Genomic DNA, 26,744 nt, shown 5'->3' with positions numbered 1-26,744 from the left:
TCTTAACGGCTCCTGTTTAAGTTAAGACTTGGTTTGTTCTGACTGGCCAGCGGCCGACGCTTGTTGTTTGTCGTCAGATTTCACTTCCTGAGCTTTGACCTGCGCACCAGGACGAACTTTTTGCAAACCAGTAATAATTACGCGATCGCCATCTTTCAGACCTTCCGTTACCAGCCACTTGTCGCCAATCGCCTGCGTTGCAGTGATATTGCGTGTTTCGACTTTGTTATCGGCACCCACAACCAGTGCGCTCGCATCGCCGCGTGGCGTACGGGTCACACCTTGCTGAGGAACCAGAATGGCGCTTGGGTTAGTCCCTTCCTCAAGACGGGCGCGTACGAACATACCGGGCAGCAGGGTTTTATCCGGATTGGGGAAAATGGCCCGGATGGTGATAGAGCCGGTGGTCTGATCGACGGTCACATCAGAAAATTCCAGTGTGCCAGTCTGTGAGAACTTGATACCGTCGTTGGTAACCAGTTCCACTTTGGCTTTACCGTTTTCCTGTTTCAGGGTGCCGTTAGCCAGCTCCTGTTTGAGACGCAGGAAATCGTTGCTGGACTGGGTGACGTCAACGTAGATCGGGTCGAGCTGCTGCACGGTGGCCAGCGCGTTGGTTTGACCGTTCTGCACCAGCGCACCTTCGGTGACGGCTGATTTACCAATGCGACCGCTGATAGGGGAGGTCACTTTGGTGTAGGCCAGGTTAATACGCGCGGTTTCTACCGCCGCTTTCGCCGCCACAACGGCTGCGTTGGCTTGCTGTGCATCGGCCAGGGCAGAATCGTAATCCTGTTGGCTGATGTACTGCGTGCCGAGCAGTTTCTTGTAACGATTCAACGTCAGCTGCGAGATTTTGGCTGCCGCTTCGGCTTTAGCCAGATCGCCCTTAGCGCTCTCATAAGACGCCTGATAGGTTGCTGGATCAATCTGATACAGAGACTCGCCTGCCTTGACATCACCGCCTTCGGTGAAGTTACGTTTCAGGATGATACCGCTCACCTGCGGACGCACTTCCGCAATGCGGTAGGCGCTGGTGCGGCCCGGTAGTTCTGTTGTCATCTGGAGAGGTTCGGATTTGAGCGTCACGACGCCAACTTCTGGCACCTGCTGAGCTCCTTGTTGAGCCTGTTTGTCGTCACATCCTGTAAGCGCTAAGCTGCCTGAGAGCATCAGAACGACCGCCAGAGGCGTTAACCCTCTGTTTTTGTTCATATGTAAACCTCGAGTGTCCGATTTCAAATTGATCAAGGGTCCTGAGTCTAAAAACCCATTGCTGCGTTTATATTATCGTCATGCTATGGTACATACATTCATAAATGTATGTAAATCTGACTCCTGTAAATTCATCAACGTATGGCACGAAAAACCAAACAACAAGCGCTGGAAACCCGACAACACATTCTGGATGTGGCAATGCGTTTGTTCTCACAGCAGGGTGTTTCGGCAACCTCGCTGGCACAGATTGCTCAGGCCGCGGGCGTCACGCGGGGAGCGATTTACTGGCATTTCAAAGACAAGTCCGATCTGTTTGGTGAAATCTGGGAGCTTTCAGAGTCCAGCATTAGCGATCTTGAGAGTGAGTATCGGGCAAAATTCCCTCACGATCCACTCTCAGTGTTAAGAGAAATTCTAGTATATATCCTTGAAGCGACGGTTGTTGAAGAGCGTCGTCGTCTGATGATGGAAATCATCTTCCATAAATGTGAGTTCGTTGGTGAAATGGCGGTGGTTCAACAGGCGCAGCGCGACCTGTGTCTGGAAAGCTACGATCGCATCGAACAGGTCCTCACGGAGTGCATGCAGGCCAAAATGCTTCCTGCCACATTACTCACCCGCCGGGCGGCGATCCTGATGCGCAGCTATATTTCCGGCCTGATGGAAAACTGGCTTTTTGCTCCGGAGTCGTTCGATCTCAGATCAGAGGCGCGCAGCTACGTCGAAATTTTTCTTGAGATGTGCCAGCTCTGTCCGACCCTTCAAAGTAAACTTAGCCCGCGCTCTGCCTGATCGGGCATGGGAAAAATCGTAGACCCTTTCCGTCGTACTATTCTGCTTCAGCCGGGCGTGATATCCTTCATGCCCGACTATTTCCGGTCATTTCTCACATCACATTCACAACTATGCTGCACATCAATCGCTCGCAACATCCTGTTCTGGCCCTGTTTTTGATCCTGCTGTTTTACTTTGCAGCCGCGCCGCTTTCATGGGCCCGTGCAGACAACGGCAGTGACATTCCCACGCGTGCTGATGTTCAGTCGCAACTCGACACCCTGAATAAGCAAAAAGATCTCTCCGCCCAGGAAAAACTCGTTCAGCAGGATCTGACGGAAACCCTGGAAACGCTGGACAAGATCGAACGCATCAAAGCCGAAACGGCCCAGCTACGGCAGAAGGTCGCTCAGGCGCCGGAGAACATGCGTAAGGCAACGGAGGCGCTGAGTGCGCTCAGCGACGTCGATAACGACGATGAAACCCGAAAAACGCTTGCCACGCTGTCGTTGCGCCAGCTTGAGTCGCGCGTGGCGCAGCTGCTGGACGATCTGCAAACGGCGCAATCCGATCTCTCAACCTACAACAGCCAGCTGGTTTCGCTGCAAACCCAGCCTGAGCGCGTGCAGAACGCCATGTACTCGGCGTCGCAACAGCTACAGCAGATACGTAACCGTCTGAATGGCATCACCGTGGGGGAAGGGGCGCTTCGTCCCACCCAGCAAACGCTGCTGAACATCCAGCAGACGCTGCTAAACGCGGAGATTGAACAGCAGCGTAAGAGTCTGGAAGGCAACACGGTGCTACAGGATGCGCTGCAAAAACAGCGTGACTACGTGACCGCGAATATCAACCGGCTTGAGCATCAGCTTCAGTTGTTGCAGGAAGCGGTGAACAGCAAGCGCCTGACACTGACTGAAAAAACGGCGCAGGAAGCGGTTTCGCCAGACGAGACGGCCCGTATTCAGGCCAACCCGCTGGTGAAGCAGGAGCTGGAGATTAACCACCAGCTGAGCGAGCGTCTGATTCAGGCGACTGAAAACGGCAGCGCGCTGGTGCAGCAAAATATTAAGGTCAAAAACTGGCTGGATCGCGCTTTGCAGGCCGAGCGCAACGTCAAGGAGCAGATTGCCGTCCTGAAGGGCAGCCTGCTGCTGTCGCGCATTCTCTACCAGCAACAGCAGACGCTGCCTTCCGCCGACGAGCTGGAAGACATGACCAACCGCATTGCGGATTTGCGTCTTGAACAGTTTGACGTTAACCAGCAGCGCGATGCGCTATTTCAGAGCGATACCTTCGTTGCCAAAGTGGAAGAGGGCCATTCAGGTGAAGTGAACGCTGAAGTTCACGACGCGCTGTTGCAGGTGGTGGACATGCGCCGCGAATTGCTCGATCAGCTTAACAAGCAGCTGGGCAACCAGCTGATGATGGCGATTAACCTGCAAATCAACCAGCAGCAGCTGGTGAGCGTTTCTAAAAGCCTCCAGGAGATCCTGACCCAGCAGATTTTCTGGGTGAACAGCAATAAACCCATGGACTGGGACTGGTTTAAATCTTTCCCGGAAACGCTGAAATCCCAGATCAAAAGCATGAAAATTACCGTGAACTGGGAGAAAGCCTGGCCTGCGGTGATGATCGCCTTCCTGACGGGGCTGCCTTTGCTGCTCATCGCTGGCGTCATACGCTGGCGTTTGAAATGGCTGAAACAGTACCAGGCGAAGCTGGCCTCGGAAGTGGGGCAACTGCGTAACGACAGCCAGCTGCACACCCCGAAAGCGATCCTGATCGATCTGATCCGTGCTCTGCCGGTCTGCCTGTTGATACTCGCCGTGGGCCTGATCCTGCTGACCATGCAGCTGAATATCAGCGATCTGCTGTGGGCGTTCAGCAAGAAGCTGGCGCTGTTCTGGCTGGTGTTTGGTCTGTGCTGGAAAGTGCTGGAAAAAGATGGCGTCGCCGTCCGCCACTTCAACATGCCGGAAAAACTCACCAGCCACTGGCGTCGCCAGATTGTGCGCATCAGCCTCGCGCTGCTGCCGCTGCACTTCTGGTCAGTTGTGGCGGAGCTTTCCCCGCTGCACCTGATGGATGACGTGCTGGGGCAACTGGTGATTATGCTGAACCTGCTGCTGATTGCCGTTCTGATGTGGCCAATGTGCCGCGACAGCTGGCGGGATAAAGAGTCCCACAATCTTCGTCTGGCTACCGTAACTGTACTGGCGATCATTCCTCTGGCGCTGATGGTGCTGACGGCGACGGGTTACTTCTATACCACGCTGCGTCTGTCCGGCCGCTGGATCGAAACGGTTTATCTGGTGATTGTATGGAACCTGCTGTTCCAGACCGTGCTGCGTGGTTTGAGCGTGGCGGCGCGCCGCATTGCGTATCGTCGTGCTGTTGCCCGTCGGCAGCATCAGGTGAAAGAGGGGGCTGAAGGGGCAGAGCCGCAGGAAGAGCCGACCATTGCTCTGGAGCAGGTTAACCAGCAAACGATGCGTATTACCATGCTGGTGATGATCGCCCTGTTTGCGGTGATGTTCTGGGCCATCTGGTCTGATTTAATTACCGTCTTCGCCTACCTCGACAGTATCACGCTCTGGCAATACAACGGTACCGAAGCGGGCGCTGCGGTAATGAAAAGCGTCACCATGGGCAGCCTGCTCTTTGCGCTGGTGTCGTCAGTGGTTGCCTGGGCGTTGATCCGCAACCTGCCGGGTCTGCTGGAAGTGCTGGTGCTCTCAAGGCTGAACCTGCGTCAGGGGGCGTCGTACGCCATTACCACCATCCTGAACTACGTCATTATTATTGTCGGGGCGATGACGGTATTCGGCTCGCTGGGCGTCTCGTGGGATAAACTCCAGTGGCTGGCGGCGGCGTTGTCGGTGGGTCTGGGCTTCGGCTTGCAGGAGATCTTCGGTAACTTTGTCTCTGGCCTGATTATCCTGTTCGAACGTCCGGTGCGTATCGGCGATACCGTCACCATCGGTACTTTCTCCGGGACCGTCAGCAAGATCCGCATTCGTGCGACCACCATTACCGACTTCGATCGTAAAGAGGTGATCATCCCGAACAAAGCGTTTGTGACCGAGCGTCTGATCAACTGGTCGCTCTCGGATACCACCACTCGCGTGGTGATCCGACTCGGGGTGGCCTATGGCTCGGATCTGGACAAGGTGAAAGAGGTACTGCTGAAGGCGGCAGCTGACCATCCAAAAGTGATGCACGATCCTGCGCCAGCGGTATTCTTCACCACCTTCGGGCCGAGCACTTTGGATCATGAGCTGCGCCTGTACGTACGCGAACTGCGCGATCGCAGCTACACCGTCGATGAGCTGAACCGCACCATTGACCGTCTGTGTCGTGAAAACGATATTAATATCGCCTTTAACCAGCTTGAGGTTCATCTGCGCAACGAGAAAGGCGATGAGCATACGGAAGTGAAGCGCGAGATTAAGGGGGACGACCCTACTCCCGCCTAATCTATTTCCCTCTCCCCTCTGGGGAGAGGGTAGGGTGAGGGGGAAGTTTCCCCTCAAAATCTCGTCGCACAATCTCCAGCGCTTTCAGCACCGTCTCCGCCGGGATCTCGTGATTCTCCAGCAGCATAATTAAATCGACGGCCAGCTTGACCTCGTCGGGGGCATTTTCCAGTGACATCAGTGGCTCCTGTTAACGGGTCAGGCGTTCGATGACGCGTTCAATCTCATCCAGCGCCTGACGGCAGCGGACGATGCGGCCTTCCAGCGCGCTGATTTCACGCATTAATAACTGCTGCTCTTCCAGCGTTTCGCTGTTGTTCAGGCGGGCTTCGCGCTCGCGCTTCATCTCAAACAGACGGCGCTCAAACTCCTGGTTCTCCAGCCGCTTGCGCTGCCATTTTCCGAGTCCCGGCGAGGCGCTGTCCCACGCCCGTAACGGCCAGGCGGCGATTTCCCGGTGCAGGGCGGTGATCTGCTCGGTAAGATGCTCCGCAAGCCACGCGACCTGTTCCTGCTGTTCACTCTCAACCGCGTGACGAAGCTCGTCGAGATTGGTCTGCGCTTCAGCAAGATAATCCTCAATGACGGTGCTGCGGGTGCGGAAGAGCTGTCGGTCAAAGCGCGGTTTCAGCGTGGCGTGGCCCATCAACGGCGTGGCCTGCGCCCGCAGCGCGATCAGCTGATTTTGCAGCCTCTCAAGAAGCAGTGCTGTTTTCAAGGCGCTCTCCAGTGGTAAAGTAGCCGTTCAGTTTGATAACGATTCGCATTATGCAGCGTACTATTTTAATCATCATTGGCTGGCTCGCGGTAGTGCTGGGCACGCTGGGTGTGGTTTTACCCTTGCTGCCGACCACCCCGTTTATCCTGTTGGCCGCCTGGTGCTTCGCCCGCTCGTCGCCGCGTTTTCACCACTGGCTTCTGTACCGCTCGTGGTTTGGCGGCTACCTGCGGCACTGGCAAAAACACCGGGCCATGCCGCCCGGGGCCAAGCCGCGCGCCATTGCCTTCATCCTGATCACCTTCGCCGTCTCGTTATGGCTGGTGAAAATGATGTGGGTGCGCATTCTGCTGCTGGCGATCCTGGTTTGCCTGCTGATCTTTATGTGGCGGATCCCCGTGGTTGATGAAAAGCAACAAAAGCACTGAAGCCTCATCATGGCGGTTGCAATTATGGCGCACAGCCAGTAAATTCGACCGTTTTCGAGCACAGGTGCGCCTGGTCAAAGGTTAAACAACTGTTACTTTGACCGACTCGTCGCGCGCCGTGAGTAACACTGTTTCATTTAGGCACAAACCGATGACCGCAACTGCACAGCAGCTTGAATATCTGAAAAATAGCATCAAAAGTATCCAGGACTATCCAAAACCTGGCATTCTTTTCCGCGATGTCACCAGCTTGCTGGAAGACCCGAAAGCGTACGCCCTCAGCATTGAACTGCTGGTTGAGCGTTATAAAAACGCCGGGATCACCAAAGTAGTAGGTACTGAAGCCCGTGGCTTCCTGTTTGGCGCACCGGTTGCGCTGGCGATGGGCGTGGGTTTTGTGCCGGTGCGTAAGCCGCGCAAACTGCCGCGTGAAACCATTGCTGAGAGCTATGAGCTGGAATACGGCACCGATCAGCTGGAAATTCACGTTGATGCCATCAAGCCAGGCGACAAAGTGCTGGTGGTGGACGATCTGCTGGCAACCGGCGGCACCATCGAAGCGACCGTGAAGCTGATCCGTCGTCTGGGCGGGGAAGTGACCGACGCGGCATTCATCATCAACCTGTTCGATCTCGGCGGCGAGCAGCGCCTGGAAAAACAGGGTATTACCAGCTACAGCCTGGTGCCATTCCCGGGACATTAATCCCGTATCTCACAACCTCGCTCAATGGGTGAGGTTGTGATAGCATTCCCCTCCATTAATTCACCTTCCAGCGTTGCAGAGCCTGCCCATGAGTTATCAGGTGTTAGCCCGTAAATGGCGACCACAAACCTTTGCTGACGTTGTCGGTCAGGAACATGTGCTGACGGCCCTGGCGAACGGCTTGTCGCTAGGTCGCATCCATCACGCCTATCTTTTTTCCGGCACCCGCGGCGTCGGTAAAACCTCTATTGCCCGTCTGCTGGCAAAAGGTCTGAACTGCGAAACCGGGATCACCGCCACCCCGTGCGGCGTGTGCGACAACTGTCGTGAGATCGAGCAGGGGCGTTTTGTCGATCTGATTGAGATCGACGCCGCCTCGCGCACCAAAGTGGAAGACACCCGCGATCTGCTCGACAACGTGCAGTACGCCCCGGCGCGTGGCCGCTTCAAGGTCTATCTGATCGATGAAGTGCACATGCTGTCGCGCCACAGCTTCAACGCCCTGCTGAAAACGCTGGAAGAGCCGCCTGCGCATGTCAAATTCCTGCTGGCGACCACCGATCCGCAAAAGCTGCCGGTCACGATCCTCTCGCGCTGCCTGCAATTCCATCTGAAGGCGCTCGACGTTGAGCAGATCCGCGCTCAGCTTGAGCATATCCTCGATGAAGAGAACATTGTCCACGAGCCACGTGCGCTGCAACTGCTGGCCCGTGCCGCGGACGGCAGCCTGCGCGATGCGTTGAGCCTGACCGATCAGGCGATTGCCAGCGGTGACGGTAAACTCTCCACCGACGCGGTCAGCACTATGCTCGGCACGCTGGATGACGATCAGGCGCTGTCGCTTATTGAAGCGATGATTGCCGCCAACGGTGAGCGGGTAATGACCCTCGTCAACGACGCCGCTGCCCGTGGCATTGAGTGGGAAGCGCTGCTGGTCGAGATGCTCAGCCTGCTGCACCGCGTGGCGATGCTGCAACTGTCTCCGTCGGCCATTGGCGCGGACATGGCGACCATTGAACAGCGGATGCGTGAACTTGCGCGCACCGTGCCGCCGGCTGACGTTCAGCTTTATTATCAGACGCTGCTGATTGGCCGCAAAGAGCTGCCGTTTGCACCGGATCGCCGGATGGGCGTTGAAATGACGCTGCTGCGCGCGCTGGCCTTCCATCCGCGCAAGCCATTGCCGGAGCCGGAAACGCCCCGGCAGTCCTTTGCGCCGGTTGCGCCGACCGCGGTAATGTCACCGCAGCAGGTGCCACCGCAACCGGCATCGCCGCCGCCGCAAAACGTGCCGCTGTCGGATGCCACCAGTTCGGTGCTTGCCGCACGAAGCCAGTTGCAACGTGCGCAGGGAGCAACCAAACCAAAAAAGAGTGAACCGGCAGCGCCTGCAAGAGCGCGGCCGGTGAACAACGCCGCGCTTGAACGACTGGCCTCGGTAACGGAGCGCGTGCAGTCGCGTCCGGCACCGTCCGCGCTCGAGCAAAAAGCCCCGGCGAAAGAAGAGGCATACCGCTGGAAGGCGACCACCGTTGTTGAAACGGTCAAGGAAGTGGTCGCCACGCCAAAAGCGCTGAAAAAGGCGCTGGAGCATGAAAAAACGCCGGAGCTATCCGCGAAGCTCGCGGAAGAATCCATTGAGCGCGATGCCTGGGCCGCCGAGGTCAGCAAACTGCAACTGCCGAAGCTGGTGGAGCAGGTCGCGCTGAACGCCTGGAAAGAGCAGGACGGTAATCAGGTGCGTCTGCACCTGCGCCCTGGCCAGCGGCACCTCAACTCCCCTGGCGCGCAAAAGGCGCTGGCCGAGGCGCTTACCGCATTACAGGGTGTACCGGTTGAATTGACTATCATTGAAGATGATAATCCGGCGGTGAAAACGCCGCTCGAGTGGCGTCAGGCCATTTATGAAGAGAAGCTCGCGCAGGCGCGCGAGGCGATAATTGCGGATAACAACATCCAGACCCTGCGTCGGTTCTTCGACGCCGATCTGGATGAAGAGAGTATTCGCCCCATTTGATCGTGAGTCTGACTTACGGTTGTAATCCTTAACGTGAAAGAAGAGAGAAGCCTATGTTTGGTGGAAAAGGCGGTCTGGGTGGCCTGATGAAGCAGGCTCAGCAGATGCAGGAAAAAATGCAGAAGATGCAGGAAGAGATCGCTCAGCTGGAAGTCACGGGTGAATCCGGTGCCGGTCTGGTCAAGGTGACCATCAACGGTGCGCATAACTGCCGTCGCGTTGAAATCGACCCGAGCCTGCTCGAAGACGACAAAGAGATGCTGGAAGATCTGGTTGCAGCCGCGTTTAACGATGCCGCTCGCCGTATCGACGAAACCCAGAAAGAGAAAATGGCCTCTGTTTCCAGCGGTATGCAACTGCCGCCGGGCTTTAAGATGCCATTCTGATGCAAACCAGTCCGCTGCTCACGCAGTTAATGGAAGCACTGCGCTGCCTGCCGGGCGTTGGCCCGAAGTCGGCGCAGCGTATGGCGTTTACGCTATTGCAGCGCGACCGCAGCGGCGGGATGCGCCTGGCGCAGGCTCTGACCCGCGCCATGTCAGAAATTGGCCACTGTGCGGATTGCCGGACCTTTACCGAGCAGGACGTATGTAACATCTGCACGAACCCGCGTCGTCAGGAAAACGGTCAGATTTGCGTGGTGGAGAGTCCGGCGGACATCTACGCCATCGAACAAACCGGGCAGTTTTCCGGCCGCTATTTCGTGCTGATGGGGCATCTCTCCCCGCTGGATGGCATCGGCCCGGACGATATTGGTCTCGATCGCCTGGAGCAGCGCCTGGAGTCGGAAACCATCAAAGAGGTGATCCTCGCCACCAACCCGACGGTGGAAGGGGAGGCAACCGCCAACTACATCGCCGAACTGTGCGCGCAGTACGGCGTTGACGCCAGCCGCATCGCCCACGGCGTGCCGGTCGGCGGTGAGCTGGAGATGGTCGACGGCACCACGCTGTCACACTCGCTGGCCGGACGTCACAAGATTATTTTCTGACCAAACGGAGGCTGCGCGCGCGGCCTCCGCTTGAAAATTCCTCCCCTTATCCCCATCTCTCACTCAACGTTTTACAACCCCATTAAATGGCATTGTTGAGGTCGACTTAGATGAAAGGACAAGAAACCCGTGGTTTCCAGTCAGAAGTAAAACAGCTTCTGCACCTGATGATCCATTCCCTGTATTCCAACAAAGAAATCTTCCTGCGTGAGCTGATTTCCAACGCCTCTGATGCGGCGGATAAGCTGCGCTTCCGCGCGCTGTCTAACCCGGATCTGTATGAAGGCGACGGCGAGCTGCGCGTGCGCGTCTCGTTTAATAAAGAGAACCGCACCCTGACCATCGCCGATAACGGCATCGGGATGAACCGCGACGAGGTGATTGACCACCTCGGGACCATCGCCAAATCCGGCACCAAAGCGTTCCTTGAGTCCATGGGCTCTGACCAGGCGAAAGACAGCCAGCTGATCGGTCAGTTCGGCGTAGGCTTCTACTCGGCGTTCATCGTGGCGGACAAAGTCACCGTGCGCACCCGCGCCGCGGGCGACAGCGCCGAGAATGGCGTGCTGTGGGAGTCTAAAGGTGAAGGTGAATACACCGTTGATGACATCACCAAAGCGGATCGCGGCACCGAAATCACCCTGCACCTGCGTGAAGGCGAAGACGATTTCCTGAACGACTGGCGCGTACGCTCCATCATCAGCAAATATTCCGACCATATCGCGCTGCCGGTAGAGATTGAAAAACAGGAAGAGAAAGACGGCGAAACCGTGGTTTCCTGGGAGAAAATCAACAAGGCGCAGGCGCTGTGGACGCGTAATAAAGCTGAAATTAAAGACGACGAGTACAACGAGTTTTACAAGCACATCGCCCACGACTTCACCGATCCGCTGACCTGGAGCCACAACCGTGTTGAAGGGAAGCAGGAGTACACCAGCCTGCTGTACATTCCGGCGCAGGCGCCGTGGGACATGTGGAACCGCGATCACAAGCACGGCCTGAAGCTGTACGTGCAGCGCGTGTTCATTATGGACGACGCCGAGCAGTTCATGCCGAACTACCTGCGCTTTGTGCGTGGCCTGATAGACTCCAACGATCTGCCGCTGAACGTCTCCCGTGAAATTCTTCAGGACAGCACCGTCACCCGTAACCTGCGCAACGCCCTGACCAAACGTGCGTTGCAGATGCTGGAAAAACTGGCGAAGGACGATGCGGAAAAATACCAGACCTTCTGGAAACAGTTTGGCCTGGTGCTGAAAGAAGGTCCGGCGGAAGATACTGCGAACGTGGAAGCTATCGCTAAACTGCTGCGCTTCGCCTCTACGCACAACGACTCCTCCGCCCAGACCGTGTCGCTGGAAGAGTACGTCTCCCGCATGAAAGAAGGGCAGGAGAAGATCTACTACATCACCGCCGACAGCTATGCGGCAGCGAAGAGCAGCCCGCATCTGGAACTGCTGCGTAAGAAAGGCATCGAAGTGCTGCTGCTGTCTGACCGCATCGACGAGTGGATGATGAACTACCTGACCGAGTTCGACGGTAAATCCTTCCAGTCCGTTGCCAAAGCCGACGAGTCTATCGATAAGCTGGCGGATGAAGTGGACGACAGCGCGAAAGAAGCCGAGAAGGCGCTGGAGCCGTTCGTTGAGCGCGTTAAAACGCTGCTGGGCGACCGCGTGAAAGAGGTGCGCTTCACGCACCGTCTGACCGATACGCCAGCCATTGTCACCACCGATGCGGACGAAATGAGCACCCAGATGGCGAAACTGTTCGCTGCGGCGGGCCAGGCCGTGCCGGATGTGAAATATATCTTTGAGCTTAATCCGGATCACCCGCTGGTGAAACGCGCGGCGGATACCCAGGACGACGCCCGCTTTGCGGAGTGGGTTGAACTGCTGCTGGATCAGTCCCTGCTGGCCGAGCGCGGTACGCTGGAAGATCCTAACCTGTTCATTAAACGTGTGAATGCGCTGCTGCTGGCGTAATCTTCCCTCACCCCGGCCCTCTCCCACAGGGAGAGGGTGAAAGAGTTCCCTCTCCCTGTGGGAGAGGGTTAGGGTGAGGGCACCAGACCGCCCGAAGCCAAATTATCTCCCCCCGTTAACCGTTTCAGCCTTCCCGCCTTCCTTGAGCCATACCCGTTCTGGTGGTATTGTTTAGCGCTTTTTGAAAAATTGAATCGACTTTTGAGGGGATTTTCGCAATGCGTATTATTCTGCTTGGCGCTCCGGGCGCGGGTAAAGGAACTCAGGCTCAGTTCATCATGGAGAAATACGGTATTCCGCAAATCTCCACCGGTGACATGCTGCGCGCCGCTGTTAAATCTGGCTCCGAGCTGGGTAAACAAGCGAAAGACATCATGGACGCAGGCAAACTGGTGACCGACGAACTGGTTATCGCGCTGGTTAAAGAGCGCATTGCTCAGGAAGACTGCCGTAACGGTTTCCTGCTGGACGGCTTCCCGCGAACCATTCCTCAGGCTGACGCCATGAAAGAAGCGGGCATCAACGTGGATTACGTGCTGGAGTTCGACGTACCAGACGAGCTGATCGTTGACCGTATCGTTGGCCGTCGCGTACACGCTGCTTCTGGCCGCGTTTACCACATCAAATTCAACCCACCTAAGGTTGAAGGCAAAGACGACGTGACCGGCGAAGAGCTGACCACCCGTAAAGACGATCAGGAAGAAACCGTGCGTAAACGCCTGGTGGAATATCATCAGATGACCGCACCGCTGATCGGCTACTACACCAAAGAAGCGCAGGCGGGTAACACCAAATACGCGAAAGTGGACGGCACCAAAGCCGTGGCTGACGTACGTGCAGAGCTGGAAAAAATCCTCGGCTAAGCACACCTCTCTCACCCGGAGCCCCGGGTGAGAAAAATTCTCATCTTACCTATTACAGCAATGGGTTTCGTTTAAACGCATTTCCGCTACAATTGACAACCTATCAAATGGTTAAGAGGCGTGAATGAGTCAGGCGAAAACCGGCATCCTGCTTGCCAATCTGGGCACCCCAGAAGCACCTACTCCAGCGGCGGTCAAACGCTACCTGCGACAATTTTTAAGCGACACGCGCGTCGTGGACACCCCAAGACTGCTGTGGTGGCCACTGCTGCGTGGCGTCATTCTGCCGATTCGTTCCCCGCGTGTGGCAAAGCTCTATCAGTCCGTGTGGATGGAAGAGGGCTCGCCGCTGATGGTGTACAGCCGTCGTCAGGAGAAGGCGCTGGCCGCCCGCCTGCCGGACATGCCCGTTGCGCTCGGCATGAGCTACGGTAAGCCGTCCCTGGAAAGCGCCGTCGACTCTCTGCTGGCGCAGGGCGTTGAACACATTGTGGTGCTGGCCCTTTATCCGCAGTATTCGTGCTCCACGGTAGCTGCCGTCTGGGACGAACTGGCGCGCATTCTGGCGACCCGCCGCCGTATACCGGGTATCACCTTTATCCGCGACTACGCCGATAACGAGCTGTACATTCAGGCGCTTGCCAGCAGCGCGCGCGCGTCGTTTGAAAAACACGGCGAGCCGGATCTGCTGCTGCTCTCCTATCACGGTATTCCGCAGCGTTTCGCGAACGAAGGGGATGATTACCCCCAGCGTTGCCGCGATACCACCCGCGAGCTGGTCTCCGCCCTCGGCCTGCCGCCTGAGAAGGTGATGATGACCTTCCAGTCGCGCTTCGGCCGTGAACCGTGGCTCACCCCGTATACTGATGAAACGCTTAAGATGCTGGGCGAGAAGGGCGTGAAGCACATTCAGGTGATGTCGCCGGGCTTCTCGGCGGACTGTCTGGAAACGCTGGAAGAGATTGCTGTCCAGAACAAAGAGTTCTTTATGGAGGCGGGCGGAACGAAATACGAATACATTCCTGCGCTTAACGACTCCCCTGAACACATCGACATGATGGTGTCACTGGTCACCACCCGCCGCTGATCGCGTTACGGGCCGGGTTTGTGCTACCATTCCCGGCCCGTATTCTTTGCACAGTTCAGACCATGAAATTTCCCGGTAAACGTAAGTCCAAACACTATTTCCCCGTCGATGCCCGCGATCCGCTGTTACAGCAAATTCAGCAGGAAAGCGAAACCAGCGCTGCCTGGGTGGTCGGTATCGATCAGACGCTGGTGGACATTGAAGCCAAAGTGGATGATGCGTTTGTCGCACGTTACGGTCTGAGCGCCGGGCACTCGCTGGTGATTGAGGATGACGTTGCTGAAGCGCTGTATCAGGAGCTGGTGCGCGAAAATCTTATCACCCACCAGTTTGCCGGCGGCACCATCGGCAACACCATGCACAACTACTCCGTACTGGCAGACGACCGCTCGGTGCTGCTTGGCGTGATGTGCAGCAATATCGAAATCGGTGGCTATGCCTACCGCTACCTGTGCAATACCTCCAGCCGCACCGATCTGAACTATTTGCAGGGCGTTGACGGGCCGATTGGCCGCTGCTTTACGCTGATAAGCGATTCCGGCGAGCGTACCTTTGCCATCAGCCCCGGCCATATGAACAAGCTGCGCGCTGAAAGTATCCCGGAAGAGGTGATCGCGGGCGCGTCTGCGCTGGTACTGACCTCCTATCTGGTGCGCTGCAAGCCGGGCGAACCAATGCCGGACGCAACCATGAAGGCAATTGAGTACGCGAAGAAATACAACGTGCCTGTGGTTCTGACGCTGGGCACCAAATTCGTCATTGCCGACAACCCGGAGTGGTGGCAGGCCTTCCTGAAAGAACACGTCTCGATTCTGGCGATGAATGAAGAAGAAGCCGAAGCGCTGACCGGCGAAAGCGATCCGCTGCTGGCGTCTGATAAGGCGCTGGACTGGGTAGATCTGGTGCTCTGCACCGCCGGGCCGGTCGGGCTGTATATGGCGGGCTTCACGGAAGAAGAGAGCAAGCGGAAAACCCAGCACCCGCTGCTGCCGGGCGCAATCGCCGAATTTAACCAGTACGAGTTCAGCCGCGCCATGCGTCATAAAGACTGCATCAACCCGCTGCGTATCTTCTCCCACATCGCACCGTATATGGGTGGCCCCGAGAAGATCATGAACACCAACGGCGCGGGCGACGGCGCGCTGGCCGCGCTGCTGCACGACATCACCGCCAACGCCTACCACAAAACCAATGTGCCGAATTCCAGCAAGCACACCTTCAACTGGCTGACCTACTCCTCGCTGGCGCAGGTGTGCAAGTACGCGAACCGCGTGAGTTATCAGGTGCTGAACCAGCATTCACCGCGCTTAACGCGGGGGCTGCCGGAACGGGAAGACAGCCTCGAAGAGGCGTATTGGGACAGGTAAAAGCAAAACGGCAACCTGTGGTTGCCGTTTTTAGTGTTTGTTCCCACTCCCTGTGGGAGAGGGCCAGGGTGAGGGCATCAGGCCGCACAAAACTTAACCCGTCACCGCCTCTTCAACTGGCGGTTTTGTCAGCATTGTCAGCATTGTATTCGCAATCTCACGCTCACCCATCACCACCTGATTCGCGCCGCGCTCGGTGATGTACTCCACTTCGTCATCATAATGGGCGCGGGCAATAATTTCGATATGTGGGCATTTTTCACGGGCTGTGGCGACAATCTCGCCAGCCTCGTAACCGTTCGGGATAGTGAGCAGCAGCCAGCGAGCGCAGTCCAGATGCGCCAGATTCATAATCTCTTCGTTAGCCGCGTTGCCCAGCACCGCGCGGATGCCGCGCTCGCGAAGCTCGTCGACGCGAGTGCGGGAGGTTTCAATCACTACCAGGGGGATTCCCTGGGCCATCAGCTTCTCACCGAGCAGGCTGCCGACGCGGCCAAAACCGACCAGCAGCGCGTGGTTGCAGATATCTACGGGGATCTGTTTCTCCTCCTCAATCGCTTCTTCCAGGGTTTGCTCTTCGAGGGTTTCGGTCTTCTCGAGATATTTCTCCAGCAGGGCAAACAATACCGGGTTTAGCATGATGGAGAGGATCGCCCCCGCCAGCACCAGATTTTGCCCCGCCTGTGGCAGCAGGTTCAGGGCCATCCCCAGACCAGCAAGAATAAAGGCGAACTCGCCAATCTGCGCCAGGCTGGCGGCGATGGTCAGCGCCGTGCGCGGCGAGTGACCGAACATCCGTACCAGGAAGAAGGCGGCAACGGACTTACCAAAGATGATGATTGCCAGCGTACCCAGCACGGCCAGCGGCTGCTGAATGAGGATCAGCGGGTCGAACAGCATCCCGACGGAGACAAAGAACAGCACCGCGAATGCATCACGTAGCGGCAGGGTATCGTGCGCGGCACGGTGGCTCAGCTCGGACTCGTTCAGCACCATCCCGGCGAAGAACGCGCCCAGCGCAAAGGAGACGTCAAACAGCTCGACGGCGCCAAAGGCAATGCCCAGCGCCAGCGCAAGGACCGAAAGCGTGAACAGTTCACGCGAGCCCGTGGCGGCGCTGCGGGACATGATCCACGGCACCAGACGGCGGCCCACCAGCATCATGATGGCGATAAACGCCACGACTTTACCGATGGTAATGCTCATATCCAGCGCCAGCGAGGCGAAGCCGATATTCTCTTTTTCCATCATCCCGGCAACGGCAGGCAGCAGAACCAGCGTCAACACCATTACCAGATCTTCAACAATCAGCCAGCCTATCGCGATTTGTCCGCGCTGGCTGTCTATCAGCTGTCTCTCTTCAAGCGCGCGCAGCAGCACCACGGTACTGGCGGTTGAAAGACACAGCCCAAATACGATACCTGTCATGATTGACCAGCCCAGCACCGCCGAAAGCGCCATGCCCAGCAGCGTCGCCACCCCTATCTGGGCGATCGCTCCTGGTATGGCGATCGACTTTACCGCCATCAGATCCTTCAGGGAAAAATGCAGCCCGACGCCAAACATCAGCAGGATCACGCCCAATTCCGCCAGCTCAGGCGCCAGTTTGGTATCTGCGACAAAACCCGGCGTAAAGGGCCCTGCCAGCACGCCCGCCAGCAAATAGCCTACCAGGGGCGAAATACGCAATTTATTGGCAATCATGCCGAGAATAAAAGCAAGCACAAGTCCACCAACAATGGTGGTGATAAGCGGTGTGGCGTGGTGCATTCCGTCTCCTTTCGCGATGGGTGATCCATTTTTGGTGCAAATACCAAAAAGCCGATTAATAGTTTATGACAATTTTTACGCTTATGTTTATGAATAATTGTTGAAATCACAATAAAAAGGCAATAAGCATGAAAAAAGGCAGATTTTGATAAATTTGCTGAGGGGAGGGAGAGGAAAGCCTTATGGCATCAGGTTATCCGGCTGCCAAAGTTTAACTTTGGCAGCCGTGAAGTCACGCTTTATGACGATTGTCAGGCAGGAATATGGTCAACATCCCCAGAAGTGGCAGGAAAGCGCAGATTTTATAGACCAGGAAGATGCTGGTGTGGTCTGCAACCATCCCCAACACGGCTGCACCAAGGCCGCCCATGCCAAAGGCAAAACCGAAAAAGAGGCCGGAAACCATACCGATACGTCCCGGCAGCAGCTCCTGCGCATAGACCAGGATGGCTGAAAATGCCGAGGCGAGAATAAAACCAATAATCACCGTCAATATTCCGGTCCATTCCAGCGTGGCGTAGGGTAAAACAAGCGTAAACGGCGCAACGCCGAGGATAGAGCCCCAAATCACATATTTACGTCCAATTTTATCCCCCACAGGGCCGCCAATCACCGTGCCTGCCGCCACCGCAAACAGGAAGGCAAAGAGGTGGAACTGGGCGTTTTGTACTGATAATCCGAATTTTTGCATCAGATAGAAGGTGTAATAGCTGCTAATGCTCGCCATATAGAAATATTTCGAGAAAATCAGCACCAGCAGCACGCTGACGGCAAGGATCACCTTATTGCGCGGAAGGGGATTGGTTATCTTCGCGGCAGGTTTTCCCTTATTTACGCGATGCTGCGCGGCATACCAGCGGCTGATTTGCGCCAGGACGACAATCGCCAGCAGCGCGGCCAGCACAAACCACGCCACGTTGCCTTTGCCGTAAGGCGCGATAATTACCGCCGCCAGCAGAGGACCGAGGGAGCTACCAAAGTTACCCCCCACCTGGAACAGAGACTGCGCCAGCCCGTGACGTCCGCCGGAGGCCATACGTGCCACGCGGGACGATTCCGGATGGAACACCGATGAACCGGTTCCCACCAGCGCCGCGGCAACCAGTACCGCCTCAAAGCTGCCCGCCATGGCCAGCAGCACCAGCCCGCTCAGGGTGAAGCACATGCCAATGGGCAGCGACCATGGCATCGGGTATTTGTCCGTCCAGTAGCCCACCACCGGCTGTAGCAGCGAAGAGGCCAGCTGGAAGGTCAGGGTTATCATCCCGATCTGCACGAAGGTTAATGAGAACTCAGACTGCAACAGCGGGTAGATCGCCAGAATCAGCGACTGGATCATGTCGTTGAGCAGATGAGAGAGACTGATTGCGCCTAATACTTTAAAGGAAGTGCGCGATTTCGGCGGCGACGCCGGAGCGCCCTGGACGGGCTGGGTTGATTCACTGATTGCCATAAATACCACGTCGATTTGTTATTAGAGATGCAGGGAGTAATTATTATCCGACTAACATACCCGTCCGTGACATTTGAAGAAAGTCGCAATTCTGAAAACTTATTTGTCTATTCTTGTGAGTCACTGTAATTTTTGCGTTTGTCTATGGGTCAGGGAGAGAGAAGATGAAGTTAATGAAGCGTGGCGTCGCGCTGGCGCTCATCGCCGCATGGGGGCTGACAAGCCTGCCCGCGCAGGCGTATGAAAAAGATAAAACCTATAAAATTACCATTCTGCATACTAACGATCATCACGGCCATTTCTGGCGCAGCGAATACGGTGAATATGGCCTGGCGGCGCAAAAAACGCTGGTGGACGGCATTCGTAAAGAGGTCGCGGCCCAGGGCGGCAGCGTCCTGCTGCTGTCGGGCGGGGATATTAATACCGGGGTGCCGGAATCTGATTTACAGGATGCCGAGCCTGATTTCCGCGGCATGAATTTAATTGGTTACGACGCGATGGCGGTCGGAAACCACGAGTTTGATAATCCGCTGAGCGTGTTGCGCCAGCAAGAGAAGTGGTCCAAATTCCCGTTCCTTTCCGCCAATATTTATCAGAAAAGCACCGGCGAGCGCCTGTTTAAACCGTGGGCGCTGTTTAAGCGTCAGGATCTGAAGATCGCGGTCATCGGCTTAACCACCGACGATACGGCCAAAATTGGTAATCCTGAATTTTTCACCGACATCGAATTCCGTAAACCGGCGGACGAAGCGAAGCTGGTGATCCAGGAGTTGCAGCAGAATGAAAAACCGGATGTGATTATCGCGACCACCCACATGGGGCATTACGATAACGGTCAGCACGGCTCTAACGCGCCGGGCGACGTGGAGATGGCGCGCAGCCTTCCTGCGGGCTCGCTGGCGATGATTGTGGGCGGTCACTCACAGGATCCGGTCTGCATGGCTTCTGAGAATAAAAAGCAGGCAGATTATGTGCCCGGCACGCCGTGCGCGCCTGATCGTCAGAACGGGATCTGGATTGTACAGGCCCACGAGTGGGGTAAATACGTTGGCCGCGCGGATTTCGAATTCCGTAACGGCGAGATGAAGCTGGTGCACTATCAGCTCATCCCGGTCAACCTGAAGAAGAAAGTGACCTACCCGGACGGCAAAAGCGAGCGGGTACTCTACACGCCAGAGATCGCTGAAAACCAGCAGATGCTCTCTTTGCTGACGCCGTTCCAGAGCAAAGGGAAAGCGCAGCTGGACGTGAAGATTGGCACGCTTAACGGACGACTGGAAGGGGACCGCAGCAAAGTCCGCTTCGTACAGACCAACATGGGGCGTCTGGTGCTGGCCGCGCAGATGGCGCGCACGAATGCGGATTTCGGCGTGATGAGCGGCGGCGGTATTCGTGATTCCATCGAAGGCGGAGACATCACCTATAAAGACGTGCTCAAAGTGCAGCCGTTTGGCAACGTGGTGGTCTATGCGGACATGAGCGGGAAGGAGGTGATTGACTACCTGACCGCCGTGGCGCAGATGAAGCCGGATTCCGGGGCGTATCCGCAGTTTGCTAACGTCAGCTTCGTCGCGAAGGACGGCAAGCTTAACGATCTCAAAATCAAAGGCGAACCGGTTGATCCGGCGAAAACCTACCGCCTGGCAACGTTAAGCTTTAACGCCACCGGCGGCGACGGCTATCCGCATATCGATAACAAACCGGGCTATGTAAATACCGGGTTTATTGATGCGGAAGTGTTGAAGCAGTTTATCCAGCAAAATTCACCGATTGACGTGAACATGTATGAGCCGAAAGGCGAGGTGAGCTGGCAGTAGTGCGTTTTTTTGCCGGGTGGCGGCTTCGCCTTACCCGGCCTACATTCGAATCGTAGGCCCGGTAAGCGCAGCGCCACCGGGCAATTTTCTCAATCCCGGCGCGCAATATCCGCAAATTTCGCGTCCAGCATTTTTGCCAGATCGCCTGCGGCCAGTTCGATATCCAGCCCGCGCTTGCCGCCAGAAATATAGATCGTCTCAAATTCCTGCGAAGGCGCATCGATCAGCGTCGGCAGACGCTTTTTCTGGCCGAGCGGGCTGATCCCGCCGACCAGATAACCCGTTGTGCGTTGCGCAACCATCGGGTCAGCCATATCGACCTTTTTCGCTCCCAGCGCTTTGGCCACTTTCTTCAGATCAAGCTGTCCGGCGACGGGCGTCACTGCCACGGCGAGGTGCTTCATATCGCCGTTCACCGCGACCAGCAGCGTTTTGTAGACCTGGTCCGCGTTCAGCCCCAGCTTGCGCACCACTTCATCACCAAAGTTGGTTTCGTTCGGATCGTGATCGTAGGTGTGGATCCGGAAAGAAATTTTGTTTTTTTCGAGTAATTTAACGGCGGGAGTCATGGCTATCCTTCTTACGACAGACGATTCATACCAGCAGCATACGCCTGACGTTTGTCTAAAAAATAGCACCATCTTGCGCAATAGTATTGGCAGTGATGGTTACTTTGAGCGACAATCGGCGTAGCCGAAGGTCACTTCGGCATAATAAAAACGATGAAATTCCTCTTTGACGGGCCAATAGAGATATTGGCCATTTTTTTATTTCAGCAGCGACGGCAAATTCCCTTCTCCGTACAAATGCAACGCGCCAACCGCGACAACATAACGACCGGCAGGCAGGGCATATAGTGTCTCCCGCCACGCCTGGTTGCGCGCGTTCATCAGCACATCATACAACGATTCACTGAACGTCGACGGTAACGCCAGCTTACCGTCTGCGGGCGGCGCATCCAGCCACCAGCCAATCATCGTTTGCAGCAGACGCGCGTTGGTGTGCCAGTGGGTCAGGGTATCATCCAGCAGCATCAGGCCGTCATCGGGAAGCTGGCGAAGAAGCGCAATCTGGCTGTCCGTGCCTTCCAGTTCAATGACGGACAGGTTGCGCGCCCTTGCCGCATTCAGCAGTTGATAATCGATACCGTAATCGCCGCGCAGCCCCAGGCGCTGCGCCTGGGTGGCCTGTAGCACCATGGCAATTTGCCACAGGGGCAGAGTGTCGAGCATTGAGAGCGAGACGCCGGTCTCATCCGCAAGACGGGTAAGCTTAGCCAGCTGCGTCTCGTTAAGACGTTCCGCCAGGGGGCGATCGCTTTCCAGCCCGGCAAACGGCGATTCATGGCCGGAGATGTCGGCTTCGACGATCAGCGCGTCGGCGCGCTTCAGCAGTTTAATCAGGCCGGAGGGCAGGGGGGACATGTCCTGCGTGCCCATATGAATGCTTCCCACCAGGTGCAGATGCTGCCCGCCCGGAAGCGAAATATCCATACCGGGCCAGGCATAACGGCGGGGAAAAAGGGCGCGAAACGATGTTTTTAGACGATTAAACAGACCCATACGCGCTCCATGATCGGAAAGGTTCATGCTAGCGCGTACGGGTACAAGGTTCAATCCTTCGGTTTAAACCGCAGCAGACGGTTAGCGTTGCTTACCACGGTAATTGACGAGAGCGCCATCGCCGCACCCGCAACAACCGGGTTCAGCAGGGTGCCGGTCAGCGGCCACAAAATCCCGGCGGCAATCGGAATGCCGAGCGAGTTATAGACGAAGGCCCCCAGCAGGTTCTGCTTCATGTTGCGCAACGTGGCTTTCGAAATCGCCAGCGCATCCGCCACCCCCATCAGGCTGTGGCGCATCAGGGTGATCGCCGCGGTTTCAATGGCGACATCGCTCCCGCCGCCCATCGCAATGCCTACGTCAGCCTGCGCCAGCGCCGGGGCGTCGTTGATGCCGTCGCCCACCATCGCCACCTGGCGACCCTGACTTTGCAGGTTCTTGATGGCGTCCGCTTTGCCGTCCGGCAGCACGCCCGCGATCACCTCATCAATACCGGCTTCTTTCGCAATGGCGTTGGCGGTGGTCGTGTTGTCCCCGGTCAGCATCACCAGACGATAGCCCGCGCGGTGCAGGCGCTGTAAGGCATCTACGCTGTCCTGGCGCAACGGATCGCGCACGGCCAGCAGCGCCGCCACCTGACCATCCCTCGCCAGCAGAACCGGCGTCGCGCCCTGAGAGGCCTGCGCGTTTAGCTCTGCGTCCAGCGCGGACGTATCAACGCCGTGTTCAGTCAGCAGTGCCTGGTTGCCCAGCAGCAGCGTATGGCCTTCGGCTTCACCGCTGACCCCTAAACCGCGCAGGGTGCGGAAGTTGCTGACCTGCGGCAGACGGCCATCACCGGCTTTCTCCAGGATGGCGCGCGCCAGCGGGTGGCTGGAACCTTGTTCCAGCGCGGCGGCAAGGCGCAGGGCGTCCGTCTCCGTACAGCCAACGGTACTGACGGCCACCACCTGCGGTTTGCCCTCGGTGAGCGTGCCGGTTTTATCAAAGACAAGGGTGTCCAGCGTGCTTGCCCGTTGCAGGGCGTCAGCATCACGGACCAGTACGCCAAATTCGGCGGCGCGTCCGACGCCAGAGATAATCGACATCGGCGTGGCCAGGCCAAGGGCACAAGGGCAGGCGATGATCAGCACCGTGGTGGCGATCACCAGGGTGTAGACAATCTGCGGCGCCGGGCCGAAGAAATACCAGATCGCCGCGCTCAGCAGGGCAATACCGACGACCACCGGCACAAAAATGGCGGAGATTTTATCGGCAAGCTGACCAATCTCCGGCTTACTGCTCTGCGCCTGGCGGACCATGCGAATGATGCGTGACAGCGTGGTATGGCTCCCGACCGCGCTGGCGCGGAACAGTACGCTGCCGTCCTGTACCACCGTACCCGCATGCACCGCATCGCCCTGAGATTTCTGCTGGGGTATCGGCTCGCCGGTCAGCATCGCTTCATCCAGCCAGGCATCGCCCTGGGTGATTTCACCGTCGACGGGCACGCGGTCGCCGGTGGTCAGGCGCAGCGTCATTCCCGGCTGTACCTCTGAGAGCGGAACGCTTTTTTCCCCGTCGTCCGTGACCACGCGGGCCGTCGGCGGGGTTAAATCGAGTAATCTTTCCAGCGCTTTCGACGAGCGCTGACGCGCGCGGGCTTCGAGCATATGGCCTAAGTTAATCAGACCGATAATCATCGCACTCGCTTCATAATAGAGATGGCGCGCCTCCATCGGGAACCACTGCGGCCAGACGTTCACGCTCATCGAATACAGCCACGCCGCGCCGGTACCGAGCGCGACCAGCGTGTCCATCGTCGCGGTGCGGTTTTTCAGGCTCTTCCAGGCGCTGGTATAGAAATGTCCGCCAGCAAACACCATCACCGCAAGGGTAATCAGACCAATCACCAGCCACAGGGTGCGGTTGTCAGCGGTGACCATCATGTTGTCACCCATCATGCCCCACACCATCACCGGAATACCGACCAGCAGGGCGACAATCGCCTGCCAGCAGAAACGCTTCATAGTGGCGACAGCCGTTTCCTGCTGGCGCTCGCGGCGCTCGGCATCATCTTCGATGGCCTCCGCCCCGTAGCCCGCTTTCTCCACGGCCTGCACTAACTCTGCGGCGGAGGCGCTGCCCATCACCAGCGCAGTACGCTCCGCCAGGTTTACCCGTGCCTGTGCGACGCCCGGTACCGCCTGTAAGGCGTTTTGTACCCGGGAGACGCAGCTGGCGCAGCTCATGCCGTTGATCAGCAGCTGTTGGCTGTCATCAATATCATCAGCTACCGGAAGCTCAGGAGTGGCCGCTGTCAGTGCTTCCGACGGGGATGATGACTCTGCCAGCGGTTTAGCCTTTGGGTGGCTTAACTCCGCCCCGTAACCGGCCTGTTTAATGGTATCAATCAGCGCGTCGGCGCTGGCGCTGCCGGTCACGGCGGCATGATCGATACTCACCTCAGCGCTTTCCACGTCAGGACGCTGCTCCAGGCTTTCTTTAACGCGTTTGACACAGTGGCCGCAGGAGAGGCCGTCCAGTGTCAGGTCAATAGTGTGAGACATAACAAAACTCCCGTATAATGTTCTGGTCAATTGTTGACCTTCACTTTGCTTTTCGCTAACTGTTATGAAGGTTAAACCTTCCATCAAGGGGAAGGTCAAGGGGGAAATGTGAATATCAGCGATGTTGCGAAAAAAACCGGCTTAACCAGCAAAGCGATTCGCTTTTATGAGGAAAAAGGGCTGGTGACGCCACCGTTGCGCAGTGAGAACGGCTACCGCAGCTATACGCAGCTGCATCTTGATGAACTGACGTTACTGCGCCAGGCAAGACAGGTAGGATTTAACCTTGAAGAGTGCGGCGAGCTGGTTAACCTGTTTAACGATCCGAAACGCCACAGTGCCGACGTGAAAAAACGTACGCTGGAAAAAGTGGCGGAGATCGAACGCCATATCATCGAATTACAGGCGATGCGTGAGCAACTGTTACAGCTGGCAGAATCCTGCCCGGGAGATGACAGCGCCGAGTGCCCGATTATCGACAATCTTTCCGGCTGCTGCCACCGTAAAACCCACGCCTAACAGGCTTTAACCCGCAGGGTAATGCCTTCCACCGCAATGACCTCAACCCGCGTGCCGGCGCTGAGGTCATCGTCGGCCACCACCGGCCACGAACTGTCCCCCACGCGCATATGACCGCGTCCGTTGATCAGCGCGTTATCAAGCGTAAAGCGTCTACCCACGATCTGCTGCCCACGCTGGTTGAGGTGCGCGTCGACCGGCTTCTGCGCCTTCACCCGTTTGTTCAGCCAGCGCCACCACAGCCAGGCGGCCAGCAGCGTCAGCACGGCAAACAGCGCGCCCTGCCACTCCCAGCCGACAGGCAGCAGCCAGACGACCAGCCCGGTAATCACCGCGGCAACCCCGCTCCACAGCAGATAACCGTTGCCGCCAAGCATCTCGGCGGCCAGCAGTAAGCCGCCAAGGCTTAGCCAGAACGCATGAGGATGTGCAACGATGAGCTCTATCATTTTTTACGCTCGTTTCCGCCGTCTTTGATCAACTCGGCAATTCCGGCGATAGATCCCATCAGACTGCTGGCATCCAGCGGCATCATTACCACCTTGCTGTTGTTCGCGGAGCCGATCTCCTTCAGCGCATCGGTATATTTTTGCGCGACGAAGTAGTTCACGGCCTGGATATCCCCGGCGGCAATCGCCTCGGAGACCATTTGCGTCGCGCGGGCTTCCGCTTCTGCCGAACGTTCACGCGCTTCCGCCTGGAGGAAGGCAGACTGACGGTCGCCCTCGGCTTTCAGGATCTGCGACTGTTTTTCCCCTTCCGCTTTCAGGATTTCAGCCTGACGCACCCCTTCGGCTTCAAGAATATAGGCACGCTTGGTACGCTCGGCCTTCATCTGCGCGTTCATGGAAGCAATCAGCTCTGCCGGTGGGCGCACGTCGCGGATCTCAATGCGTGTCACTTTGATCCCCCACGGATTGGTGGCTTCATCCACAATGTGCAGCAGGCGGGTATTTATGCTGTCGCGCTGGGAGAGCATTTCGTCCAGCTCCATTGAGCCAAGCACGGTACGGATGTTGGTCATGGTCAGGTTGACGATCGCCAGCTCCAGGTTGCTCACCTCATAGGCCGCTTTCGGCGCATCAATCACCTGAATAAAGCACACCGCATCGATGGTGACGTTGGCGTTATCCTTGGAGATGACTTCCTGGGAAGGGATATCCAGCACCTGCTCCATCATATTGATCTTACGCCCAATTCTGTCCATGAACGGGACGATCAGGCTTAAACCCGGCTGAAGAGTATTGGTGTAGCGACCGAAGCGTTCGACGGTCCACTGGTAACCCTGCGGGACAATTTTGACGCCTGCGCCCACGATAACCAGCGCAACGAATATAAGGACAGGAACAACGATGAGCATAAAAACCTCCTGTTTTGCATGCCGTAACGAGAAAAACTGCGTATTTGTTGAACGTAAGTATATCGGCTAACGAACAGGATTTCG

23 protein-coding genes and 1 other annotated feature are annotated in these 26,744 nt (G+C 57.0%); of the genes, 13 read left to right on the top strand and 10 right to left on the bottom strand.

All coding sequences use genetic code 11. From position 1 onward, the window contains the following. Positions 1 to 21 precede the first annotated feature (21 nt). On the bottom strand, positions 22 to 1,215 hold the full coding sequence (acrA, locus tag ACOTYH_RS05075) for a multidrug efflux RND transporter periplasmic adaptor subunit AcrA (RefSeq protein ID WP_017694395.1): 1,194 nt from the start codon (positions 1,213 to 1,215) through the stop codon (positions 22 to 24). 141 nt (positions 1,216 to 1,356) lie between these two features. On the opposite strand from acrA, the gene acrR reads away from it, so the two are divergent. Beyond that, positions 1,357 to 2,010, top strand: a complete 654-nt coding sequence (gene acrR / locus ACOTYH_RS05070) for a multidrug efflux transporter transcriptional repressor AcrR (RefSeq protein WP_015571247.1) — start codon at positions 1,357 to 1,359, stop codon at positions 2,008 to 2,010. A gap of 113 nt (positions 2,011 to 2,123) precedes the next feature. Beyond that, a complete protein-coding gene (gene mscK, locus ACOTYH_RS05065) occupies positions 2,124 to 5,471 on the top strand; it encodes a mechanosensitive channel MscK (protein ID WP_033486648.1) in 3,348 nt (1,115 codons plus the stop codon). A gap of 1 nt (position 5,472) precedes the next feature. On the opposite strand, the gene rsmS is transcribed toward mscK, so the two are convergent. Beyond that, positions 5,473 to 5,649, bottom strand: coding sequence for a pleiotropic regulatory protein RsmS (gene rsmS, locus ACOTYH_RS05060; RefSeq protein WP_017694394.1), 177 nt, complete (start codon positions 5,647 to 5,649; stop codon positions 5,473 to 5,475). A gap of 12 nt (positions 5,650 to 5,661) precedes the next feature. Further along, entirely contained in the window at positions 5,662 to 6,189 is a 528-nt protein-coding gene (gene priC, locus ACOTYH_RS05055; protein ID WP_047734340.1) for a primosomal replication protein N'', read from the bottom strand. Positions 6,190 to 6,239: 50 nt separating this feature from the next. On the opposite strand from priC, the gene ACOTYH_RS05050 reads away from it, so the two are divergent. The 9 genes from ACOTYH_RS05050 (at position 6,240) to ACOTYH_RS05010 (ending at position 15,630) form a co-directional block, all read left to right on the top strand. Next, complete coding sequence (locus ACOTYH_RS05050) at positions 6,240 to 6,617, top strand: DUF454 family protein (RefSeq protein WP_015571246.1); 378 nt, start codon at positions 6,240 to 6,242, stop codon at positions 6,615 to 6,617. 151 nt (positions 6,618 to 6,768) lie between these two features. Continuing rightward, complete coding sequence (apt, locus tag ACOTYH_RS05045) at positions 6,769 to 7,320, top strand: adenine phosphoribosyltransferase (RefSeq protein WP_000127359.1); 552 nt, start codon at positions 6,769 to 6,771, stop codon at positions 7,318 to 7,320. Between the two features lie 88 nt (positions 7,321 to 7,408). Continuing rightward, positions 7,409 to 9,337, top strand: a complete 1,929-nt coding sequence (gene dnaX, locus ACOTYH_RS05040; protein WP_017383214.1) for a DNA polymerase III subunit gamma/tau — start codon at positions 7,409 to 7,411, stop codon at positions 9,335 to 9,337. Next, positions 8,667 to 8,731, top strand: a sequence feature (DnaX frameshifting element). (Overlaps the previous gene by 65 nt.) 53 nt (positions 9,338 to 9,390) lie before the next feature. After that, the gene (locus tag ACOTYH_RS05035; protein ID WP_003858972.1) at positions 9,391 to 9,723 is read left to right on the top strand and encodes a YbaB/EbfC family nucleoid-associated protein; all 333 of its coding nucleotides are present in this window, start codon (positions 9,391 to 9,393) and stop codon (positions 9,721 to 9,723) included. After that, positions 9,723 to 10,328 carry a recombination mediator RecR gene (gene recR, locus ACOTYH_RS05030; RefSeq protein WP_006809843.1) on the top strand — a complete coding sequence of 202 codons (606 nt, stop codon included), beginning with the start codon at positions 9,723 to 9,725 and terminating at the stop codon, positions 10,326 to 10,328. Before ACOTYH_RS05035 ends, recR begins: the two co-directional genes overlap by 1 nt. Before the next feature lie 110 nt (positions 10,329 to 10,438). Next, the gene (htpG, locus tag ACOTYH_RS05025) at positions 10,439 to 12,313 is read left to right on the top strand and encodes a molecular chaperone HtpG (protein WP_032670453.1); all 1,875 of its coding nucleotides are present in this window, start codon (positions 10,439 to 10,441) and stop codon (positions 12,311 to 12,313) included. Positions 12,314 to 12,531: 218 nt separating this feature from the next. Then, positions 12,532 to 13,176: an adenylate kinase gene (gene adk / locus ACOTYH_RS05020; protein WP_006809841.1), complete on the top strand. Its 645-nt coding sequence runs from the start codon at positions 12,532 to 12,534 to the stop codon at positions 13,174 to 13,176. A gap of 124 nt (positions 13,177 to 13,300) precedes the next feature. After that, positions 13,301 to 14,263 carry a ferrochelatase gene (gene hemH / locus ACOTYH_RS05015; protein WP_017383216.1) on the top strand — a complete coding sequence of 321 codons (963 nt, stop codon included), beginning with the start codon at positions 13,301 to 13,303 and terminating at the stop codon, positions 14,261 to 14,263. A 62-nt stretch (positions 14,264 to 14,325) separates the two neighbouring features. Next, positions 14,326 to 15,630, top strand: a complete 1,305-nt coding sequence (locus ACOTYH_RS05010; RefSeq protein ID WP_032104066.1) for an inosine/guanosine kinase — start codon at positions 14,326 to 14,328, stop codon at positions 15,628 to 15,630. Positions 15,631 to 15,723: 93 nt separating this feature from the next. Here ACOTYH_RS05010 and ybaL read toward each other — a convergent pair whose 3' ends face one another. Both ybaL and ACOTYH_RS05000 read right to left on the bottom strand, forming a co-directional pair. Further along, entirely contained in the window at positions 15,724 to 17,400 is a 1,677-nt protein-coding gene (gene ybaL / locus ACOTYH_RS05005) for a YbaL family putative K(+) efflux transporter (protein WP_017383218.1), read from the bottom strand. A gap of 232 nt (positions 17,401 to 17,632) precedes the next feature. Continuing rightward, the gene (locus tag ACOTYH_RS05000; protein WP_015571242.1) at positions 17,633 to 18,853 is read right to left on the bottom strand and encodes an MFS transporter; all 1,221 of its coding nucleotides are present in this window, start codon (positions 18,851 to 18,853) and stop codon (positions 17,633 to 17,635) included. 164 nt (positions 18,854 to 19,017) lie between these two features. Between ACOTYH_RS05000 and ushA the strand changes: the two genes are divergently transcribed. Beyond that, the gene (ushA, locus tag ACOTYH_RS04995) at positions 19,018 to 20,670 is read left to right on the top strand and encodes a bifunctional UDP-sugar hydrolase/5'-nucleotidase UshA (protein ID WP_017383219.1); all 1,653 of its coding nucleotides are present in this window, start codon (positions 19,018 to 19,020) and stop codon (positions 20,668 to 20,670) included. Between the two features lie 89 nt (positions 20,671 to 20,759). Here the strand turns inward: ushA and ybaK are convergent, their stop codons facing one another. From ybaK to copA, 3 genes are all read right to left on the bottom strand, one after another. Further along, entirely contained in the window at positions 20,760 to 21,239 is a 480-nt protein-coding gene (gene ybaK, locus ACOTYH_RS04990; RefSeq protein ID WP_010428207.1) for a Cys-tRNA(Pro)/Cys-tRNA(Cys) deacylase YbaK, read from the bottom strand. A 198-nt stretch (positions 21,240 to 21,437) separates the two neighbouring features. After that, positions 21,438 to 22,232, bottom strand: a complete 795-nt coding sequence (locus ACOTYH_RS04985; RefSeq protein ID WP_032671355.1) for a TraB/GumN family protein — start codon at positions 22,230 to 22,232, stop codon at positions 21,438 to 21,440. 50 nt (positions 22,233 to 22,282) lie between these two features. Next, positions 22,283 to 24,781, bottom strand: coding sequence for a copper-exporting P-type ATPase CopA (gene copA, locus ACOTYH_RS04980; RefSeq protein ID WP_421637592.1), 2,499 nt, complete (start codon positions 24,779 to 24,781; stop codon positions 22,283 to 22,285). Positions 24,782 to 24,889: 108 nt separating this feature from the next. Here copA and cueR point away from each other — a divergent pair, with 108 nt between their 5' ends. Continuing rightward, positions 24,890 to 25,300: a Cu(I)-responsive transcriptional regulator gene (gene cueR, locus ACOTYH_RS04975; RefSeq protein WP_017383222.1), complete on the top strand. Its 411-nt coding sequence runs from the start codon at positions 24,890 to 24,892 to the stop codon at positions 25,298 to 25,300. Here the strand turns inward: cueR and ACOTYH_RS04970 are convergent. Both ACOTYH_RS04970 and ACOTYH_RS04965 read right to left on the bottom strand, forming a co-directional pair. Further along, on the bottom strand, positions 25,297 to 25,749 hold the full coding sequence (locus ACOTYH_RS04970) for an NfeD family protein (protein WP_015571238.1): 453 nt from the start codon (positions 25,747 to 25,749) through the stop codon (positions 25,297 to 25,299). The genes cueR and ACOTYH_RS04970 overlap by 4 nt on opposite strands. After that, a complete protein-coding gene (locus ACOTYH_RS04965; protein WP_003858941.1) occupies positions 25,746 to 26,660 on the bottom strand; it encodes an SPFH domain-containing protein in 915 nt (304 codons plus the stop codon). Before ACOTYH_RS04965 ends, ACOTYH_RS04970 begins: the two co-directional genes overlap by 4 nt. Positions 26,661 to 26,744: the final 84 nt, after the last annotated feature.

It is taken from the genome of Enterobacter cloacae complex sp. SHL001 (assembly GCF_049236825.1).
Taxonomy (GTDB): domain Bacteria; phylum Pseudomonadota; class Gammaproteobacteria; order Enterobacterales; family Enterobacteriaceae; genus Enterobacter; species Enterobacter hormaechei_C.
This window is presented reverse-complemented; position numbering and strand designations above follow the sequence as displayed.

Excerpts from the sequence above, each read along its gene's own strand:
- acrA (WP_017694395.1), bottom strand. The coding sequence starts at position 1,215 with ATGAACAAAAACAGAGGGTTAACGCCTCTGGCGGTCGTTCTGATGCTC.
- acrR (WP_015571247.1), top strand. The coding sequence starts at position 1,357 with ATGGCACGAAAAACCAAACAACAAGCGCTGGAAACCCGACAACACATT.
- mscK (WP_033486648.1), top strand. The coding sequence starts at position 2,124 with ATGCTGCACATCAATCGCTCGCAACATCCTGTTCTGGCCCTGTTTTTG.
- rsmS (WP_017694394.1), bottom strand. The coding sequence starts at position 5,649 with ATGTCACTGGAAAATGCCCCCGACGAGGTCAAGCTGGCCGTCGATTTA.
- ACOTYH_RS05050 (WP_015571246.1), top strand. The coding sequence starts at position 6,240 with ATGCAGCGTACTATTTTAATCATCATTGGCTGGCTCGCGGTAGTGCTG.
- apt (WP_000127359.1), top strand. The coding sequence starts at position 6,769 with ATGACCGCAACTGCACAGCAGCTTGAATATCTGAAAAATAGCATCAAA.
- dnaX (WP_017383214.1), top strand. The coding sequence starts at position 7,409 with ATGAGTTATCAGGTGTTAGCCCGTAAATGGCGACCACAAACCTTTGCT.
- ACOTYH_RS05035 (WP_003858972.1), top strand. The coding sequence starts at position 9,391 with ATGTTTGGTGGAAAAGGCGGTCTGGGTGGCCTGATGAAGCAGGCTCAG.
- recR (WP_006809843.1), top strand. The coding sequence starts at position 9,723 with ATGCAAACCAGTCCGCTGCTCACGCAGTTAATGGAAGCACTGCGCTGC.
- htpG (WP_032670453.1), top strand. The coding sequence starts at position 10,439 with ATGAAAGGACAAGAAACCCGTGGTTTCCAGTCAGAAGTAAAACAGCTT.
- adk (WP_006809841.1), top strand. The coding sequence starts at position 12,532 with ATGCGTATTATTCTGCTTGGCGCTCCGGGCGCGGGTAAAGGAACTCAG.
- hemH (WP_017383216.1), top strand. The coding sequence starts at position 13,301 with ATGAGTCAGGCGAAAACCGGCATCCTGCTTGCCAATCTGGGCACCCCA.
- ACOTYH_RS05010 (WP_032104066.1), top strand. The coding sequence starts at position 14,326 with ATGAAATTTCCCGGTAAACGTAAGTCCAAACACTATTTCCCCGTCGAT.
- ybaL (WP_017383218.1), bottom strand. The coding sequence starts at position 17,400 with ATGCACCACGCCACACCGCTTATCACCACCATTGTTGGTGGACTTGTG.
- ACOTYH_RS05000 (WP_015571242.1), bottom strand. The coding sequence starts at position 18,853 with ATGGCAATCAGTGAATCAACCCAGCCCGTCCAGGGCGCTCCGGCGTCG.
- ushA (WP_017383219.1), top strand. The coding sequence starts at position 19,018 with ATGAAGTTAATGAAGCGTGGCGTCGCGCTGGCGCTCATCGCCGCATGG.
- ybaK (WP_010428207.1), bottom strand. The coding sequence starts at position 21,239 with ATGACTCCCGCCGTTAAATTACTCGAAAAAAACAAAATTTCTTTCCGG.
- ACOTYH_RS04985 (WP_032671355.1), bottom strand. The coding sequence starts at position 22,232 with ATGGGTCTGTTTAATCGTCTAAAAACATCGTTTCGCGCCCTTTTTCCC.
- copA (WP_421637592.1), bottom strand. The coding sequence starts at position 24,781 with ATGTCTCACACTATTGACCTGACACTGGACGGCCTCTCCTGCGGCCAC.
- ACOTYH_RS04970 (WP_015571238.1), bottom strand. The coding sequence starts at position 25,749 with ATGATAGAGCTCATCGTTGCACATCCTCATGCGTTCTGGCTAAGCCTT.
- ACOTYH_RS04965 (WP_003858941.1), bottom strand. The coding sequence starts at position 26,660 with ATGCTCATCGTTGTTCCTGTCCTTATATTCGTTGCGCTGGTTATCGTG.